The organism is Devosia sp. 67-54 (genome assembly GCF_001899075.1).
In the GTDB taxonomy this organism is placed as follows: domain Bacteria; phylum Pseudomonadota; class Alphaproteobacteria; order Rhizobiales; family Devosiaceae; genus Devosia_A.
On the sequence record NZ_MKVA01000008.1, the window covers coordinates 122,930 to 139,405 of the forward strand.

Sequence of the window (16,476 nt, forward strand, 5' to 3'; positions counted from 1 at the left end):
ACCCGAGGAGGAGGATCAATGGCTTCTGCAGGCGCCGCCGACCATCCGCGTCCATGGGTGGACCACTATCCCGAGGGCATCACCTGGGACGTGACGCTGAACCTCACCCCGGTGCACGAGCAGGTGCTCGCCGCCTGCGCCAGGACGCCGGACAAGGTCGCCCTCGATTTTCTCGGCGGCAAGACGACTTTCGGCGAACTGGCCCGCATGATCCGCGCCTTCGCCGGCGCGTTGCAGACGGACTACGGCGTCGGCAAGGGCAAGCGCGTGGCGCTGCTGCTGCCCAATACGCCGTTCTACGTCGCCGCCTATTACGGCGTGCTGCTGGCCGGCGGCACCGTGGTCAACTGCAATCCGCTCTACACCGTGCACGAGCTTTCGCACATCACCTCCAACGCCGGCGCCGACGTGGTGGTGACGCTCGACCTCAAGCAGATTTACGAGAAGGCCGAGGCGCTGGTGGCCGCGGGCCACGTCAAGAAGATCATCGCCTGCCGCTTCCCGCAGGCGCTGCCGCTGGTCAAGCGCATCCTCTATTCCATCGCCAAGCGCGGCGACCTCGCGAGCGTCACCCCGTCGGCCACCGTCGCCTGGTTCCACGACCTCGTCGCCGCCGGCCGGACGCCGACCGCGGTGTCGATCAATGCGGAAAAGGACGTGGCGGTGCAGCAATATACCGGCGGCACCACCGGCCTGCCCAAGGGCGCCATGCTGAGCCACGCCAACATCGCGGCGAACATGAGCCAGATCGATGCCTGGGGCTGCGGCCTGTTCTACCCGCCCAGCAAGGTCGTCGCCATCCTGCCCTTCTTCCACATCTTCGCCATGACCGTGTGCATGAACGTGCCGCTCTGCAACGGCACGCTGGTCGTGATGATGCCACGCTTCGAAATGAAGGGCTTCCTCGCCATGCTGCGGACCGAGCGCCCCAATGTGCTGCCGGCGGTGCCGACGCTGATCCAGGCGATGAGCAAGCTCGGACCGGAGCAGGCAAAGCTGCTCGACTGCCTCGACGTGGTGATCTCCGGCGGCGCCGCGCTGCCGAACGAGGCACGCAGCCAGTTCGCCAAGATCAGCAAGGCCATCCTTGCCGAAGGCTACGGCCTGACCGAGGCCTCGCCGGTGGTCTGCTGCGCCGCATTGCGCGCGCCCAGCAAGCCGATGTCGATCGGCCTGCCGGTGCCGGCGACCGACATCCGCTTCGTCGACATCGAGACCATGCAGCCGGCCAAGCTCGGCGAGCGCGGCGAGCTGCAGGTCAAGGGGCCGCAGGTCATGCTCGGCTATTACGAGAACCCGGAGGCGACCCGGGACGCCTTCATGGACGGCTGGCTGCGCACCGGCGACGTCGGCTACATCGACGACGAGGGATATGTGTTCCTGGTCGACCGCATCAAGGACCTCATCATCTCGTCCGGCTTCAACGTCTATCCGCGCACCATCGAGGAGGCGCTGATCGCTCATCCGGCGGTGGACGAGGCCAACGTCATCGGCGTGCACGACGACTATCGCGGCGAGGCCGCGGTGGCCTTCGTCAAGCTCAAGGCAGGCCAGACGATCGGCGAGGCCGAGCTCAAGAAATTCATCGGCGAACGGCTCAACAAACTTGAAATGCCGCGCGAGATCATCTTCAAGGACCAGCTCCCGAAAACGCTCATCGGCAAGCTCAGCAAGAAGGAGCTGCGCGAGGAGTACCAGGCGATGAAGGGGAAAAAGAGTGAACCGGCGTGAGAGCGAGACCCGCGACCTGTTTGCGATAGCCGACCTCGCCCGCGAGTTCGGCATCTCCACCCGGGCCATCCGCTTTTACGAGAGCAAGGGCCTACTCACCCCCGAACGCGTCGGCTCGACCCGCGTCTTCCGCCGCCGCGACCGCGCCCGGCTGATCCTGATCCTGCGCGGCAAACGGCTGGGCTTTTCGCTGCGCGACATCTCCGACTATCTGAGCCTGTACGAGGCCGACCGCACGCAGCGCGCGCAGGTGAGCCTGCTGCTCGACATGGTCGACCAGCGCACCCGGATGCTCGAGCAGCAGCTCAGCGATCTGCAGACCACGCTCGGCGAATTGCGCGAGATCAAGAAGCTCGCGACCGAGCGCCTGGCGCAGGCCGGCTAAGCGACGCCCCGCATCGGCTGGCCCTGGTGCAGCTCCAGCCAGTCGGCGAAGCCGGCGGGCGGCATGGCCTCGCCGAACAGATAGCCCTGCAGCACGTCGCAGCCCAGCGCTTCGAGGAACCGCCGCTGCGCCAGCGTCTCGACGCCCTCGGCGACGACCCTGAGCTTGAGGCTTTCGCCGATGCGGATCACGGCGGTGACCAGCGTGCGCGCCGCCTCGCTGTCCTCGATATTGGCCATGAAGCTGCGGTCGATCTTCAGCTCCTTGACCGGCAGCCGCGCCAGATGGCTGAGGCTCGAATAGCCGGTGCCGAAATCGTCCATCGACAGCACCACGCCCATGTCGCGCAGCATGGTGGCGTTGGCGGCGGCGGCGGGCGACGACCCCATCATCACGCTCTCGGTGATTTCGATGGTCAGCCGCTGCGGCGCGATGCGGCTCGCCGCCAGCGCCCGGCTGACCAGATCGGGGAACGCCGGGTTGCCGAACTGGATGGCCGAGATGTTGACCGCGAGCTGCGGCACGTCGTGGCCGTCATCGTCCCAGCGGCGAAGCTGGCTCAGGGCCTCGAACAGGCAGAATTCGCCGATCGCTTCGATCAGCCCGCAATCTTCGGCCAGCGGAATGAAGCGGGTCGGCGGAATGATGCCCAGCGCCGGATGCTGCCAGCGCGCCAGCGCCTCGACGCCGGCGACGGCGCCGCTGCGCGCATCGATCTGCGGCTGGTAGGCGAGCCGCAGCTGGCGCGTCGCCACGGCGTCGCGCAGCAGGGCTCCGAGCAGCAACCGGTCCTGCGCCTTGCGGTTCATCTCGGCATCGAAGAAGCGGTAGGTGCCGCGCCCTTCGGCCTTGGCGACGTACATCGCCGTGTCGGCGTTGCGCAGCAGCGTCGCCGCGTCGCGCCCGTCTTCGGGGCAGAGCGTGATGCCGATGCTGGCCGAGGCCGGCAGCGACACGCCGTCGACGATCACCGGCTCGCTCAGCTTTTCGAGCAGCACTTCGGCCACCGCACGCGCCCGGGGCGCATCGGCACCCGCCAGCACGATGACGAACTCGTCGCCGCCATGCCGCGCCACGATGTCCTCGGGCCACACCACCGCCTCGAGCCGCTCGGCGATCTCATTGAGGAAGGAATCGCCAATGGCGTGGCCGAGCGTGTCGTTGACGTCCTTGAAGTGGTCGATGTCGATGAACACCAGCGCCGCCTGCGGGTCGGCCGCCTGGTCGAAGCGGCGCTCCATCTCCTCGCGCAGCTTGGCGCGGTTGGGCAGGCCCGTCAGCCCGTCGTAATAGGCAAGGCGCGCAATGCTCTCCTTGCTCGCGTGGCGCTCGAGCGCGAGGATGCAAAGCTGCACGCAGGCGTCGACCACCTGCTGATGCCAGGCATCGGGGCCGCGCTTGTCGCGGAAGTAGAAGGCGAAGGTGCCGGCCACCCGACCGGTCTTGAGCTTAATCGGGCTCGACCAGCAGGCGACGAGCCCGAGCGGCAGCGGCATTTGCTTGTACTCGGCCCAGAGCGGATCGGTCGCGATGTCGACCACCGTCACCGCTTCGCCGCGCCACGCACAGGTGCCGCACGAGCCGGTGGACGGTCCGACCGCCAGGCCGTCGACCGCCTGCGCGTAATAGTCGGGCAGCGACGGCGCCGCCAGCGGACGCAGGCGCTGGTCCTGGTCGACCGCCAGCACGGTGCAGACGATCTCGGGGAACATGGTCTCGACGCGCTCGCAGATCAGCGTCATCACCCCTTCGAGCGGCATCTCCTGCGCCACCGCTTCCAGCACGTCGCGCTGCAGGCTCTGGATGTGACGCAGCTCGGTGGTGTTCTCGAGAAAGCCGATGAGGTGATCGCACTGCCCGTCATCGCCCATGATCGGGCGCAGGACCATGGTCAGCCACAGCTCCTGGCCGAAACGATCGTAGGTGCGCACCTCCTCGCGCACGGTGCGGCCGCGGGAGAGATCGGCCCACAGCCGCTCGTAGTCGACATTGCCGTAGCGGGCGCTGCCCAGGACGTCGCGGGCGCGCCGGCCATAGACCTCGTGCGGCTCCCAGCCGAGGATGTCGGTGAAGGTGCGGTTGACGAAGATGATCCTGGCCGCATCGTCAGTGACGTAGATGGCCGAATTCGACTCGTTCACCGCCAGCTCGATCGCCTCGAGCCGGCGTGCCTCGTTCCCGTCGATCGCCCGGTTCACATCCATGCGGCCCCGACGCGCCGAAGCGCGCCTTCCAAGTGCGGCCGAGTAGGCGACGGGGAGGGTAAACAATTGCATTACCGGGGCAGCCCAATGGGGTTCAAACTGCCGCAAAACCACAGGATGGTTGCAGAAACCTTGCAGCCCCGCTTTATTTCGGCTTGCCGCGCGACCTGACATTCGTTGTCATCGGGCTCGGCTTCTTCGGCCGCACCCACCCCCTGGGCGGCGCAGCGACCGGAATGTTGGTGCCGAGGCCCATCTGCCCCGGCGGCGGCTTGCGAACCGCCGGCCCCTTGAGCTGCTCGATGTCGTTGCGCAGCGCCGCCGCCCGCTCGAAATCCTCGGCGGCCGCCGCCTCGGCCATCTGCCGGGTCAGCTCGTCGATCTTCTTCTGGATGGATTGCGACGACATCAGGTGGCCTCCACGAAAATCTGCATGTCGGCGAGCGTCGCCGCCTCCGCCGCCGGCTTGTCCCAGCGGATGCGGCTGATGCGCGGAAAGCGCAGCGCCACCCCGGATTTGTGCCGGCTCGAGCGCTGCGCGCTGTCGAATGCCACCTCGAACACCAGCTCCTTCTTCACCTCGCGCACCGGGCCGAAGGCCTGCACCGTGTTGTTGCGCACCCATCTGTCGAGGTGCTTCAGTTCCTCGTCGGTGAAGCCGAAATACGCCTTGCCGATGGGCACGATCTCGTTGCCGGCCCAGACGCCGAACGTGTAGTCGGAATAGAACGAGCTTCGCTTGCCGTGCCCGCGCTGCGCATACATCAGGATGGCGTCGACCACGTTGGGGTCGCGCTTCCATTTGAACCACAGCCCCTTGGGCCGGCCCGGCACGTAGGGCGAGCTCCTGAGCTTGAGCATGACGCCTTCGTGTCCGTGCTCGGCGGCGCCGCGCCGGCGCAGCTCGGCCAGCTGCTCCCAATCGGCGAACGGCAGGATTTCGGACACGTCCATGCGCGTCTGCGGATGCCGCGCGAACCAGGCTTCGAGACGGCGGCGGCGCTCGCTCCAGGGCAGCGTGCGGATGTCGTCGCTGCCGTCGAACAGCATGTCGTAGACGCGCACGAAGGCGGGAAACTCGTCCAGCAGCCTTGGCGTCGCCACCTTGCGGTTGAGCCGCTGCTGCAGATCGTTGAACGGCGCCGCCTCGAACGCGCGCCCCACCAGCAGCTCGCCGTCGAGCACGCCTTCGCCGAAGACGTTGTCGACGAGGTCGGGGAATGCCGTGGCGATGTCGTCGCCGGTGCGCGAGAACAGCGACGCCCGGCCCCGCCCGAGGATGAGCTGCACGCGGATGCCGTCCCATTTCCACTCGGCCGAGAACTCGGCCGGATCGAGCACCGCCAGATCCTTCGCCTCGTCGATGGGATTGGAGAGCATCAGCGGATGAAAGCGCGAGGCGTGGTCGACATCGGGCCGCGGAGCGGTGCCGTCGAGCCAGGCGAAGAGCTCGGCATAGGGCATGTCGAGCCCGTGCCAGATCTCCTCGAGCTGCTGCAATTCCTTGCCGCTCATCTCCGCCAGCGCCGTCTTGGCGAGGCGAGCATTGACGCCGATGCGCAGGGCGCCGGTCGCGAGCTTCACCAGCGCCCAGCGCTCGTTGATCGCGGCGCGGGTGAGCAGCGAGGCGATCAGCTTCGACAGCTCGGATTTCGAGGTGGTGTTGAACAGCTCGATCAGCTCGGTGAGCGACGGCAGGTCCTGCTGCGCGCCATGGTGCGGCCAGATCAGCGCGATGGTCTCGCCCAGGTCGCCGACATAGTCGTAGCTGAGCGCGAACAGGTGCGGGTCGACCTCGGCGGTGACCACCTCGCGCAGCACCGCCGGCTTGACGTTCTTGAAGGTCAGCGCCCCGGTGAGGATGGCGAGCGCGTAGCCGCGGTCGGGGTCCGGGGTCGAGGCGAAATACTGCATCATCGCCTCGAGCTTGCGGTTGCGCGACGGGGTGAGCGCCAGGAGCTCGAGCAATTGCGCGAATTTCTTCATTCGCCCTCGAGCTCGCTGTCTTCGTACGCCTCGATGCGCAGCGGCTCGGCGGCCAGCCCCTGCTGCTGGCTCCAATAGACCAGCGCGTCCTCGCGTCCATGCGTGACCCAGACGGTCGCGGCGCCGGTCCCGGTGATGGTGTCGCGCAGCTCGTTCCAGTCGGCATGGTCGGAGATCACCAGCGGCAGCTCGACGCCGGACTGCCGGGCGCGCTGCTTGACGCTCATCCAGCCCGAGGCGACGGCCAGCACCGGATCGGGCAGCCGCCGCGACCAGCGGTCCTTGATCGCCGAGGGCGGGGCGATGACCACCTGCCCCGCGAGCTCGGCCTTGGGCACGTCCAGCGACGGCCTGAGCTCGCCCAGCGCGATGCCGCGTTCGGCATAGAGCTGGCACAGCCGGATCATGGCGCCGTGCAGGTAGATCGGCGCGTCGTAGCCGGATTGCCTGAGCAGCGAGATGACGCGCTGCGCCTTGCCTAGCGCGTAGCAGCCGATGACGTGGGCGCGCTCGGGGAAGGCCGCGATGGAGCGCAGCAGGCGGGCGATCTCGTCGGCGGGCCTTGGATGCTGGAACACCGGCAGCCCGAACGTCGCCTCGGTGACCAGCAGGTCGCAGCGGACGAGCTCGAAGGGCTGCGCCGTACGATCCTCGAGCCGCTTGTAGTCGCCGGTGACGACGATGCGCTGGCCGCGATGCTCGAGCAGCACCTGCGCCGAGCCGAGGATGTGGCCGGCCGGATGCAGGCTGATCGTGACGCCGTCGACGTCGCGCCGTTCGCCATAGGGCAGCGGCTCCCAGCGCCCGGCGGCGTCGGCGCCGTAGCGCGTCTGCATGATGGCGATGGTGTCGGGCGTCGCCAGCACCGCGCCATGGCCCGAGCGCGCATGGTCGGCATGGCCGTGCGTGATGATGGCCCGCGCCTGCGGCTGCGGCGGATCGATATAGAGGCCGTTGGGCGCGATGCGCAGATCGCGGGTGAGGAAGGGCTCCATGGTGCCGATCATAACGCGAGGGAGCGGAGGGCGGTTCACCTTTCTTGCGGGCAGCGCGAGACGTCCGACGACCCTCGGGCCTCGGGTGTTACCCTGCCGCGGCGCAAGCGGGGCCGCGGACGGAGGGCGCCGGGCGCCTCCGGATATGAAACTGAGTGCGAGGCACCCAGCGCACACTCCGCGGCGGGATTTTGGGAACAGTCGGGCGGGAGGGCGGCCGGCTTGCCGGTTGCGCGACAGGGGCATCAGATGCCCTCGCCGGCCGGTGCCGACCCACCCCGCGACCCGAAGGCTGGACCCGGAGCAGCGCGACCGCCACTCCACCCGCCCCGTCCACCCGGCCCCTCGTCAGAGCCCCGCGGTCATGCGGTGGACGGTAGCCGCAATATACGCCCCGCCGCGAAGGGGGTGGACGCGGAAACACGAAACGGGGCGCAAGCCATTGATGCGACTGCGAGAGGCGCGGGGACAGGACTGCCGGCCACGCCGCCTTACAGCACCCGCGTCACCGCCAGGAAGCCGCCGCGGTCGTCGTTGGCGGCTTTGATGGCGGCGGCGGAGCCGAGGACGGCGACCTGACCGGTGCGCGCCACCTGCGCCAGCACGTCGCCGAAGCGCCTGAAATCGGCGGCAGTAGCGCCGAGGATTTCGTCGCGGCGCTGCTGGCGGTTGGCGTCGGTGTTGCCGGTGAGCTCCCACATCAGCGAGATGTAGCCCTTGGCGTCGGGCAGCCGGTAGGTGTCGATGGCGCCGATGGCGCCGATGATCGAGCGCACCAGGTCCTGCTCGCCGACGCCGGCCGCGAGGAAGGCCGCCGCCTGGTCGTAGGCATCGAGCGTCGCCAGCAGATTGGGGTCGCGGTAGGAGGTGAAGGCGAAGCCGCCCGAGAACGGATCGAAGCTCGAGCTGCCGCCATAGGCGCCGCCCTGTACGCGCACCTTGTCCCACAGATAGGTGGTGTTGAGGTGGCGCAGCGCCACCGCCGTGGCGCCGCTGTGCACATAGCCCAGATCGTAGAGATTGGCGCCCTTGGCGACGAAATTGACCTGGCCGGGAAAGGTGAGCCCCTCCGATTTCGGCGTCGCCACCGGCCAGTCCTGCACCGCGCCGGCGGCGGCGGGAAGGCTGGCAACGAAGGCGGCGAGCTGCGGCTCGAGCCCGGCCCAGATGCCGGCATCGGTGGTGACGTTGACCACCATCGATTTGCGGTCGATCAGCAGGTCGCGCAGCCGGTAGAGCGCCGCTTCAACCGACGCCCAGTCGCTGTCGACGCGCTGGATCAGCTCGCGCAGGAAGAACAGATAGGTGATGCCGCTCGAGGCCTCGTTGGCCCACGCCGCCGGATTCATCGCCGCCCCCAGCCGCGACGCCGCGAGGCCGTTGCCGCGCCCGGCGAGCGAGGATTCGAACCCGGCCTTTTCCTCGAGCAGCATCTGCTTGATGCGCTCGCGGTTGTCGAGCCGCGCGCCGGTGAGCACGTCGGTGATGATGCTGAGCAGCTCCGCCGCCTTGTCGGGCACCGCCTTGCCGCGGACGAAGAACCACGCCGCGGTGGTCCTGGTGTCGCGCATGGTGCCGATCGAGCGGCTGGCGCCGACGCCGCCGGTGGAGCGGCCGATGCGCTGCATCAGCGACACGAAATCTTCCTTCGCCGTGCCCGTCTGGAACAGCGCGCGCGAAAAGATCGACAGATACGGCACGAGCTCGGCCGGGATGCGGCGGAGGTCGAAGCCGAGATCGAGATAGATCACGCCATTGGTGGGCAGCAGATGCGTGTAGAGCCGCGCCCCGGCCAGGCTGCCGCGCTCGATCGGGATCGGCTTGTTGGAGCGGTCGAGATCGGCAAGGCCGAGCGAGGGAATCCTGGCCAGCGCCGCCGGCGGATCGGGCTCTTCCTGCAGCGCCTTGAGCCGGGCGGTCATTTCGACCACATCCTCGCGCTCGTCCTCGTCCATGTCGGCGGCCGCCGCGTCGAGCCGGGCCCGCTCCTCGGCCACGTCCTCGGCGGCGAGGTCGGGATCGGCCTTGAGCAGCACGGTGACGCGATGCCGGTTGTCGACCAAGAGCGTCTGGATCAGCGTTTCGAACAACCGCTCGCCGGCCGCCACCTTGCCCTTCACCGCCGCGAGCGGCGTTTCGTAATGCAGCGCCTCAAACGGATCGCCGCCATGCAGCCAGTTGCGCATGGTGCGGAACATCAGCGCCATGCCGCGCGGGAAGGAGCCGGTGTTGTTCTCGCGCAGCGCGAACTCGAACGAGTTCATCGAGGCTTCGACGGTGAGCGGATCGAGCCCGTCGCGGGCGAGCGCCGCGAGCGTATCGAGCACCAGCGCCTCGACCTTGCCGCCATCGGCCTCGTCGATGCCCTTCATGCCGACGGTGAAATAGGGCTGCCGCAGATCGTCGGCGAGGCCGGAGCCGGTCAGCCCCTCGCCCAGTCCGGATTCGGTCAGCGCCTTGCGCAGCGGCGAGGCCGGCGTGCCGAGCAGGATGTGCTCGAGCACGCTGAGCGCGATGACGGTTTCGGGGCTCTCGAGCTCGTCGAGCATCCAGTTGACCTGCACCATGCCGGTCTTCTTGCCGGGTTCGGCATCGCTCGCCGCGTAGCGCGATTCGATGTGGCGCGGCGCGCTCCAGCGCGGTTGCAGCCGCACCTCGGCATCGATCGGCGCCGCCTCGAACTGGCTGAGATAGGCGTCGAGCAGCTCCAGCCGGCGGTCGGCCGGATCGTCGCCATAGAACATGATTTTGCTGTTCGACGGATGGTAGAAGCGGCGGTGGAAATTCTTGAAATAGCTGTAGGTGAGGTCGGGGATGGCCTTGGGGTCGCCGCCCGAATTGACGCCATAGGCGTTGTCGGGGAACAGCGCCTGCTGGCTGAGCTTGCCCAGCACGGCGGCGGGCGACGAATAGGCGCCCTTCATCTCGTTGAACACCACGCCCTTGAACGCCAGCGGCATCTGCGTGCCGTCGGCCTCGTAGTGCCAGCCCTCCTGCCGGAACGTGTCCTCCGAGATCAGCGGGAAGAACACCGCGTCGAGATAGACGTCGACGAGGTTGTAGAAGTCCTGCAAATTCTGCGACGCCACCGGATAGGCGGTCTTGTCGGGAAAGGTCATGGCGTTGAGGAAGGTCTGCATCGAGCTCTTGAGCAGCTCGACGAACGGCTTCTTCACCGGATATTTGCGGCTGCCGCACAGCACCGAATGTTCGAGGATGTGCGCGACGCCGGTCGAATCCTCGGGTGGCGTCTTGAAGGTGATGCCGAACACCTTGTTCTCGTCGTCGTTGACGAAGCTCAGCACCTCGGCGCCGGTCTTCTTGTGGCGGTAGAGGCGGACTTCGGAAGCGATTTCGGGGATCGTCTCGTCGCGGACGAGGTCGAAGGCGGCATGCACGGACATGTGGAGCACTCGGGAGGAGGGTGCATCCAATCTAGGTGCTGCGGCCGGGCATTGGAAGGGCGGTCGAGAGGCTGTGAGAGGGCCTAGATGCCGCCGCGCACTTCCGGCCGCACCTTCTCGAGGTAGAAATCGCGCAGCCTGGCGACCAGCGGCGCCTCCAGCGGCTCCATGGCCGCGGCGGCCACGTTGTCCTCGAGCTGCGCCGGCCGCGTGACGCCGGCGATGACGGTGGAGACGGCCGGCTGGTCGAGGATGAAGCGCAGCGCCAGATGCGCGAGGCTCATGCCGGCGGGCAGCCAGTGCTTGATCTCGTCGGCGAAGGCGACGCCGCGCTCGAACGGCAGGCCCGAGAAGGTTTCGCCGACATAGAAGGCCTGGCCGTCGCGGTTGTAGCTGCGATGATCCTGCGCGGTGAAGGTGGTGCTTGCGCTCATCCTGCCCGACAGCAGGCCGGAGGCGAGTGGCAGGCGCACGATGATGCCGGCGTTGGCCTTTTGCGCGGCCGGGAACAGGCTGTCGATGGCGTCCTGCCGGAACAGGTTGAAGATGGTCTGCAGCGCCGTGCAGGTGTCGGCGCGCAGCGCGAGCATGCCCTCCTCCACCGTCTGCACGCTGGCGCCCCAATGGCGGATCATGCCGGCCGCGCGCATGTCGTCGAGCCAGGTGAAGATCTCGCCGTCGCGCAGCACCTCGATGGGGATGCAGTGGAGCTGCGCCAGGTCGAGCGTCTCGACTCCGAGCCGCCCGATCGAGCCGGCGAGGCTCTGCTTGACCCGCTCGCGCGTGTAGCGCGTCATCCCCTCGAACTCCGGCCCGCGCCCGAGCTTGGTGGCGACGAGAACGCCCTTCTTGTCCGTGAAGGCGCCGATGCGGCTCTCCGACTGGCCGCCGCCATAGACGTCGGCGGTATCCCAGAAATTGACGTCGAGCGAGCGGGCGGTCCTCAGGATATCGCGCGCCGTCTCGTCCCCCACCGGCCCGAAATCACCCCCCAGCTGCCAGCAGCCGAGCCCGATCGCGCTGACGCCGTAGCCGGTCTTGCCGAGGGTGCGGGTGGGCATGGTCATGGCTTGAGCCTCTTTGGCGTGAGGTCGACCCCGCTGGCGCGGCCGACATATTCGGGCAGATGCGGCACGTAGTTCTCCGCGCCGTCACCGCCGGTGTTGAAGGCCAGCGCGAAAGAGTTCTTGATCGCATTGCCCACCGGGTTGGACAGCTTTGCGGCGTCGGCCATCGATTCGAGATAGGTCAGGTCCTTGAGGGCATTGGCGATGGTGAATTTGTGCGCCTCGCGGTTGCCCTCGATCGTGTAGCCCATGAAGGTCTGGTAGAAGCCGTTGTCCATGCGGCCGCCGCGGATGACGCTGTCGAAGCGTTCCGGCGAGATGCCGACCTTGACCGACAGCGCCAGCGCCTCGGCGTAGATGGCGGCGTAGCCCAGCGACAGGAAGTTGTTGAGCAGCTTCATGCGGTGCCCGTCGCCGACGCCGCCGATATGGACGATCTTGCCGGCCCAGGTCGCGAGCACCGGCTCGATGCGCCCGAACACCTCGTCGCTCGCCCCGACCATGGCGCTGAGCTTGCCTTCGGCCGCCTGCACCGGCGTGCCGCCGAGCGGCGCATCGGCATAGCCGATGCCGGCCGCGGCGAGCTCGTCGGCCAGCGCCACCGTGGAATTGGGATCGGCGGTCGAGCAGTCGACGACGATCGAGCCCGGCTTGAGGCCGGCCTTGAGCCCGTCCTTGCCGCGCACCAGCGCTTCGACCTCGCGCGAGCCGGTGACGCACAGCAGCACGATGCTGCTCCGCTCCGCCAGCTCGCGCGGCGACGCCGCTTCGGCCGCGCCGCGCTTGACGAGATCGTCGACGGGCGCCCGGTTGCGGTGCGCCGCGACGACGAGCGGGAAGCCCTTCTCGACGATGTTCCTGGCCATGCCGTGGCCCATGAGCCCCAGGCCCAGGAAGCCGATCGTCTCGCTGCTCATGCTCCCCTCCCGCTCGATCCGTGGCTAATCCAGCGCCGCGATGGCGATGATTTCGATCTTGAGCGCCGGCGAGGCGAGGCGGGCTTCGATGCAGGCGCGGGCGGGCGGGTTGGCCGGGTCGATCCAGGCATCGTAGATGCTGTTCATCGCGGCGAAATCGGCGATGTTGTTGAGCACCACCTGGCAGCTCAGCAGCTTGCTCTTGCTGGTGCCGGCCTCGGCCAGCACCTTGTCGATGGCCGCCAGCACCTCCTTGGTCTGCTCCTCGATGGTGCCGTTCGGATTGTCGGCCACCTGGCCGGCGAGATACAGGGTGTTGCCGTGCTTGACGGCCTCGCTCAGGCGCTTGCCGGGGTGCAGGCGGGTGATGGTCATGTAACGCTCCGTTGGGGTTAGTGGCGCTCTTTGGTCGCCAGGAACTCGATCCCGGGGTTGTCGCGCTGGGCGCGGCCGAGCCACCAGGCCGACTGCGCCAGATAGACCGGATCGCCGTCCTTGTCCTCGGCGAATTCGAGCTTCTGCGCGCTGATGAATTTGTCGAGCGCCGCCTTGTCGTCGGAGCGCACCCAGCGCGCCATCTCGAAATTGATGCTCTCGAACGAGATCGGCACGTTGTATTCCTTGAGGATGCGCGCCTGCAGCACCTCGAGCTGCAGCTGTCCGACGACGCCCACCACGTAGTCGCCGCCGATCATGCGGCGGAACACCTGCGCCACGCCCTCTTCGGCGAGATCGCTGAGCGCCTTGCCGAGCTGCTTGGCCTTGATCGGATCGGTGAGGCGCACGCGGCGGATGATTTCCGGCGCGAAATTGGGGATGCCGGTGACCTTGATCTGCGCGCCCTCGGTCAGCGTGTCGCCGACGCTGAGCGTGCCGTGATTGGGGATGCCGACGATGTCGCCGGCCACCGCCTCTTCCGCCAGCTCGCGGTCGTGGCCGAGAAAGAACATCGGGTTGGCGACGGCGAGATCCTTGCCGGTGCGGACGTTGCGAAGCTTCATGCCGCGCTGGAAGGTGCCCGAGCTCAGCCGCACGAAGGCGACGCGGTCGCGATGGTGCGCGTCCATGTTGGCCTGCACCTTGAACACGAAGCCGGTGACCCTGGGCTCGCCGGGATCGATCGGCGCCGGCTCGGCCGGCTGCGGCCTCGGTTCGGGCGCCCAGGTGCCGAGCGCGCGCAGCAGTTCCGCCACCGACACGGTCTTGAGGGCAGAACCGAAGACCACCGGCGTCAGGTGACCGGCGCGGTAGGTCTCGAGGTCGAATTCGGGGTAGCCGATGCGCGCCAGCTCCAGCGCTTCGAGCGACGCCTCGACCACCGGATCGGCGGTGAGCGCCGCGTCGTTGAGCAGCGTGTCGGGATCGTCGAACTGCCGCAGCACCGCCCCCGACGGCGCAAGGATGCGCCTGCCGACGAGATCGACCGTGCCCTTGAAGTCGACGCCCTGCCCCAGCGGCCACACCACCGGCGTCACGTCGAGCGCCAGCGTGTCGGCGATCTCGTCGAGGATGGCGATGGGGTCCTTGCCCTCGCGGTCGACCTTGTTGGCGAAGGTGATGATGGGGATGTCGCGCAGCCGGCACACCTCGAACAGCTTCAGCGTCTGCGCCTCGATGCCCTTGGCGACGTCGATCACCATCACCGCGGCGTCGACCGCCGTCAGGGTGCGATAGGTGTCTTCCGAAAAGTCGGAGTGGCCGGGGGTGTCGAGCAGGTTGAAGGTCAGCCCGTCATGCTCGAAGGTCATCACCGACGAGGTGATCGAGATGCCGCGCTGCTGCTCGATCTCCATCCAGTCCGAGCGGGTGGAGCGCTGGTTGGCGCGGCCGCGCACGGCGCCGGCCTGGTTGATGGCGCCCGACGCGGCCAGCAGCTTTTCGGTGAGCGTGGTCTTGCCGGCGTCCGGGTGCGAGATGATCGCAAAGGTCCGGCGCGACTGGTAGGGCATGAGCCGCGTGGCGGCGGCGGTTTGCGTCAGGGCGTTCATGGCGCTGCGGTCTATCGCCCCGGACGGGGGAAAGGCAAGCGCCGGCAGACGAAAGGGCCGCCACGCGGGCGGCCCTTCCGGCGATTGCGGCAGTCTCGGGCCTACCAGCGGCCGCGATGGTCCCACGGACGCGGATCCCAGGGACGCGGATGCAGGCGCTGCACGTAGACGATGCGGGCGCGGCAGCTATCGACGCTGACGATGTAAGCGCGGTGATACTTCTCGGCCCGCGCCGACACGATGCGGCCGCGGCGGTCGGTGAAGCGGATGTTCTCGTAGCCCTGCCATTGCAGGAGGCGGCGGACCTGCCGGTCGCTGAGGCAGTACTGGCCGCCGCCGATCGACACGCCGCCCCCGCCGAAGCCGAAGTGGAAATCGATCTGCGGCGGGGCCGCCTGCGCCGGCATCGCGGCGCCGAGCGTGGCGCCGCCGAGGACCAGCGCGACCGCAGCGGATTTGGCGAAAGTGGAGAGCTTGGGGAAGCGTGACATGGGGGTGTCTCCTTCAGTCTTCTTAGCGTGGATATTGACGCTGTGAGCCTGGCACTGTGCCCTGCCAAGCCTGAACTGCCCCGGACCGGTCCATTCATGCCCGCTTCACCCTGGCGCCACGGACTCGCCGCATTTGCCGGCGGCAAAAGAAAAGGGCCGTCTCACGACGGCCCTTCCCGATCTCGCATGGTCTTCCGCGGTCTTTTGCAGATCGAACTGCCGGACCGCTGCGACGACTACAGAGGCTGCTCCATATGAAAGCGCAACGACCCAAGACCAACGGAAACCTTCGATTTCTGATGCACTGGATCACCTCCTCTCGCTGTTGAACTCACCGTGAGGGTGCCGGCAAATGGCGGACTTGGCAAGCCCAATTTTCGCCGGCCCGCGATCGGCCGCTTCAGGCGGCGGCGACGTCGTTCTCGGGCAGCAGCGATTGCAGCACCGCGACGAGCTCGTCCGTCGAGAACGGCTTGTTGACCAGCGGCACGTCGGCGAAGCTCTCGACGATCGCGGTGCTGCCCGACAGGAAGACGAATGGAACGCCCTTCTGCTGCAGCCGGCGCGCCGGCTCCTCGCTGGTCTCCGCCCGCCCGAGGCGCAGGTCGAGCACCGCCGCATCGAGCGGCGTCGTTTCGATGATGGCCAGCGCCTCCGCGCTGGTGGTGGCGGTGAGCACCCGGCCGACGCCGGCCTCGACCAGCGTCTGCTCGATGTCGAGCAGGATCAGCGCTTCGTCTTCGACGACGAGCATCTGACGCAGAGGAGAAAGAATTGCCATGTCGCGCAATCTCCTTTGACGGCATTTGGAATTGCGATTGGTGGCGCCCGGTCACAGCCCTTCGGGGTGCTGCCCGCCGGACAGCGGCTCAAGCCGGTCTTGATGGCAGGACTCTCGCACCGGCGCCGACGAGCTGTCACTAAGAAAAGACATGTCGCAAAATTTTGTGACGCGTGGGTGAAACCGGCCGCCCGATCAATGCATTAGCTCGGCAAAGCGTCGCGATCGGAGCACACGGGACCGGCCATGACGCGCATCCGCTACGACATCATCCCGCAAAGCGGCGGCTGGAGCATCGCCATGGGTGGCGCCGTCGGCCCGCTCTATCCGCAGCTCGACGAAGCGGTGCGCGACGCCGAGCAGGTGGCGTCGGTGCTCACCCGCAGCGGCGACGTGGTCGATATCGTCGTCTGGCGCGGCGGCCGGCCGCATCTGCTCGAGCGGCTCGAACCGGGCGACCGGCTGCACTAGCGGCGCCCGAAATTAACCTTCCGTTCACCCTGTCCCGGCACAATCGCCAGATATCA

Annotated in this window: 14 protein-coding genes; 3 read left to right on the forward strand and 11 right to left on the reverse strand. The window is 67.8% G+C overall.

The window, feature by feature from the left end; all coding sequences use genetic code 11:
* Positions 1-18: 18 nt before the first annotated feature.
* Positions 19-1,731 (forward strand): long-chain fatty acid--CoA ligase, encoded by a 1,713-nt coding sequence (locus BGO82_RS13810; protein ID WP_291306186.1) that lies wholly within the window; start codon positions 19-21, stop codon positions 1,729-1,731.
* Positions 1,718-2,116 (forward strand): MerR family transcriptional regulator, encoded by a 399-nt coding sequence (locus BGO82_RS13815; RefSeq protein ID WP_291306187.1) that lies wholly within the window; start codon positions 1,718-1,720, stop codon positions 2,114-2,116. The genes BGO82_RS13810 and BGO82_RS13815 overlap by 14 nt, the downstream gene beginning before the upstream one ends.
* On the opposite strand, the gene BGO82_RS13820 is transcribed toward BGO82_RS13815, so the two are convergent.
* From BGO82_RS13820 to BGO82_RS13870, 11 genes are all read right to left on the reverse strand, one after another.
* A complete protein-coding gene (locus BGO82_RS13820; protein WP_291306188.1) occupies positions 2,113-4,320 on the reverse strand; it encodes an EAL domain-containing protein in 2,208 nt (735 codons plus the stop codon). The genes BGO82_RS13815 and BGO82_RS13820 overlap by 4 nt on opposite strands.
* A gap of 145 nt (positions 4,321-4,465) precedes the next feature.
* Positions 4,466-4,729: a UvrB/UvrC motif-containing protein gene (locus BGO82_RS13825; RefSeq protein ID WP_291306189.1), complete on the reverse strand. Its 264-nt coding sequence runs from the start codon at positions 4,727-4,729 to the stop codon at positions 4,466-4,468.
* Positions 4,729-6,306 carry a cisplatin damage response ATP-dependent DNA ligase gene (locus tag BGO82_RS13830; protein WP_291306190.1) on the reverse strand — a complete coding sequence of 526 codons (1,578 nt, stop codon included), beginning with the start codon at positions 6,304-6,306 and terminating at the stop codon, positions 4,729-4,731. Before BGO82_RS13830 ends, BGO82_RS13825 begins: the two co-directional genes overlap by 1 nt.
* Positions 6,303-7,301 carry a ligase-associated DNA damage response exonuclease gene (locus BGO82_RS13835; protein ID WP_291306191.1) on the reverse strand — a complete coding sequence of 333 codons (999 nt, stop codon included), beginning with the start codon at positions 7,299-7,301 and terminating at the stop codon, positions 6,303-6,305. The genes BGO82_RS13830 and BGO82_RS13835 overlap by 4 nt, the downstream gene beginning before the upstream one ends.
* A 491-nt stretch (positions 7,302-7,792) precedes the next feature.
* Entirely contained in the window at positions 7,793-10,705 is a 2,913-nt protein-coding gene (locus BGO82_RS13840; protein WP_291306192.1) for an insulinase family protein, read from the reverse strand.
* An 83-nt stretch (positions 10,706-10,788) separates the two neighbouring features.
* The gene (locus BGO82_RS13845; RefSeq protein ID WP_291306193.1) at positions 10,789-11,772 is read right to left on the reverse strand and encodes an aldo/keto reductase; all 984 of its coding nucleotides are present in this window, start codon (positions 11,770-11,772) and stop codon (positions 10,789-10,791) included.
* A complete protein-coding gene (locus BGO82_RS13850; protein WP_291306194.1) occupies positions 11,769-12,689 on the reverse strand; it encodes an NAD(P)-dependent oxidoreductase in 921 nt (306 codons plus the stop codon). Before BGO82_RS13850 ends, BGO82_RS13845 begins: the two co-directional genes overlap by 4 nt.
* Positions 12,690-12,713: 24 nt before the next feature.
* Positions 12,714-13,064: a RidA family protein gene (locus tag BGO82_RS13855; protein WP_291306195.1), complete on the reverse strand. Its 351-nt coding sequence runs from the start codon at positions 13,062-13,064 to the stop codon at positions 12,714-12,716.
* Positions 13,065-13,081: 17 nt separating this feature from the next.
* Entirely contained in the window at positions 13,082-14,677 is a 1,596-nt protein-coding gene (locus tag BGO82_RS13860; RefSeq protein ID WP_291306196.1) for a peptide chain release factor 3, read from the reverse strand.
* A gap of 101 nt (positions 14,678-14,778) precedes the next feature.
* Positions 14,779-15,168 carry a hypothetical protein gene (locus BGO82_RS13865; protein ID WP_291306197.1) on the reverse strand — a complete coding sequence of 130 codons (390 nt, stop codon included), beginning with the start codon at positions 15,166-15,168 and terminating at the stop codon, positions 14,779-14,781.
* A 400-nt stretch (positions 15,169-15,568) separates the two neighbouring features.
* The gene (locus tag BGO82_RS13870; RefSeq protein WP_291306198.1) at positions 15,569-15,949 is read right to left on the reverse strand and encodes a response regulator; all 381 of its coding nucleotides are present in this window, start codon (positions 15,947-15,949) and stop codon (positions 15,569-15,571) included.
* A gap of 246 nt (positions 15,950-16,195) precedes the next feature.
* On the opposite strand from BGO82_RS13870, the gene BGO82_RS13875 reads away from it, so the two are divergent.
* Positions 16,196-16,420: a hypothetical protein gene (locus tag BGO82_RS13875; RefSeq protein WP_291306199.1), complete on the forward strand. Its 225-nt coding sequence runs from the start codon at positions 16,196-16,198 to the stop codon at positions 16,418-16,420.
* Positions 16,421-16,476: the final 56 nt, after the last annotated feature.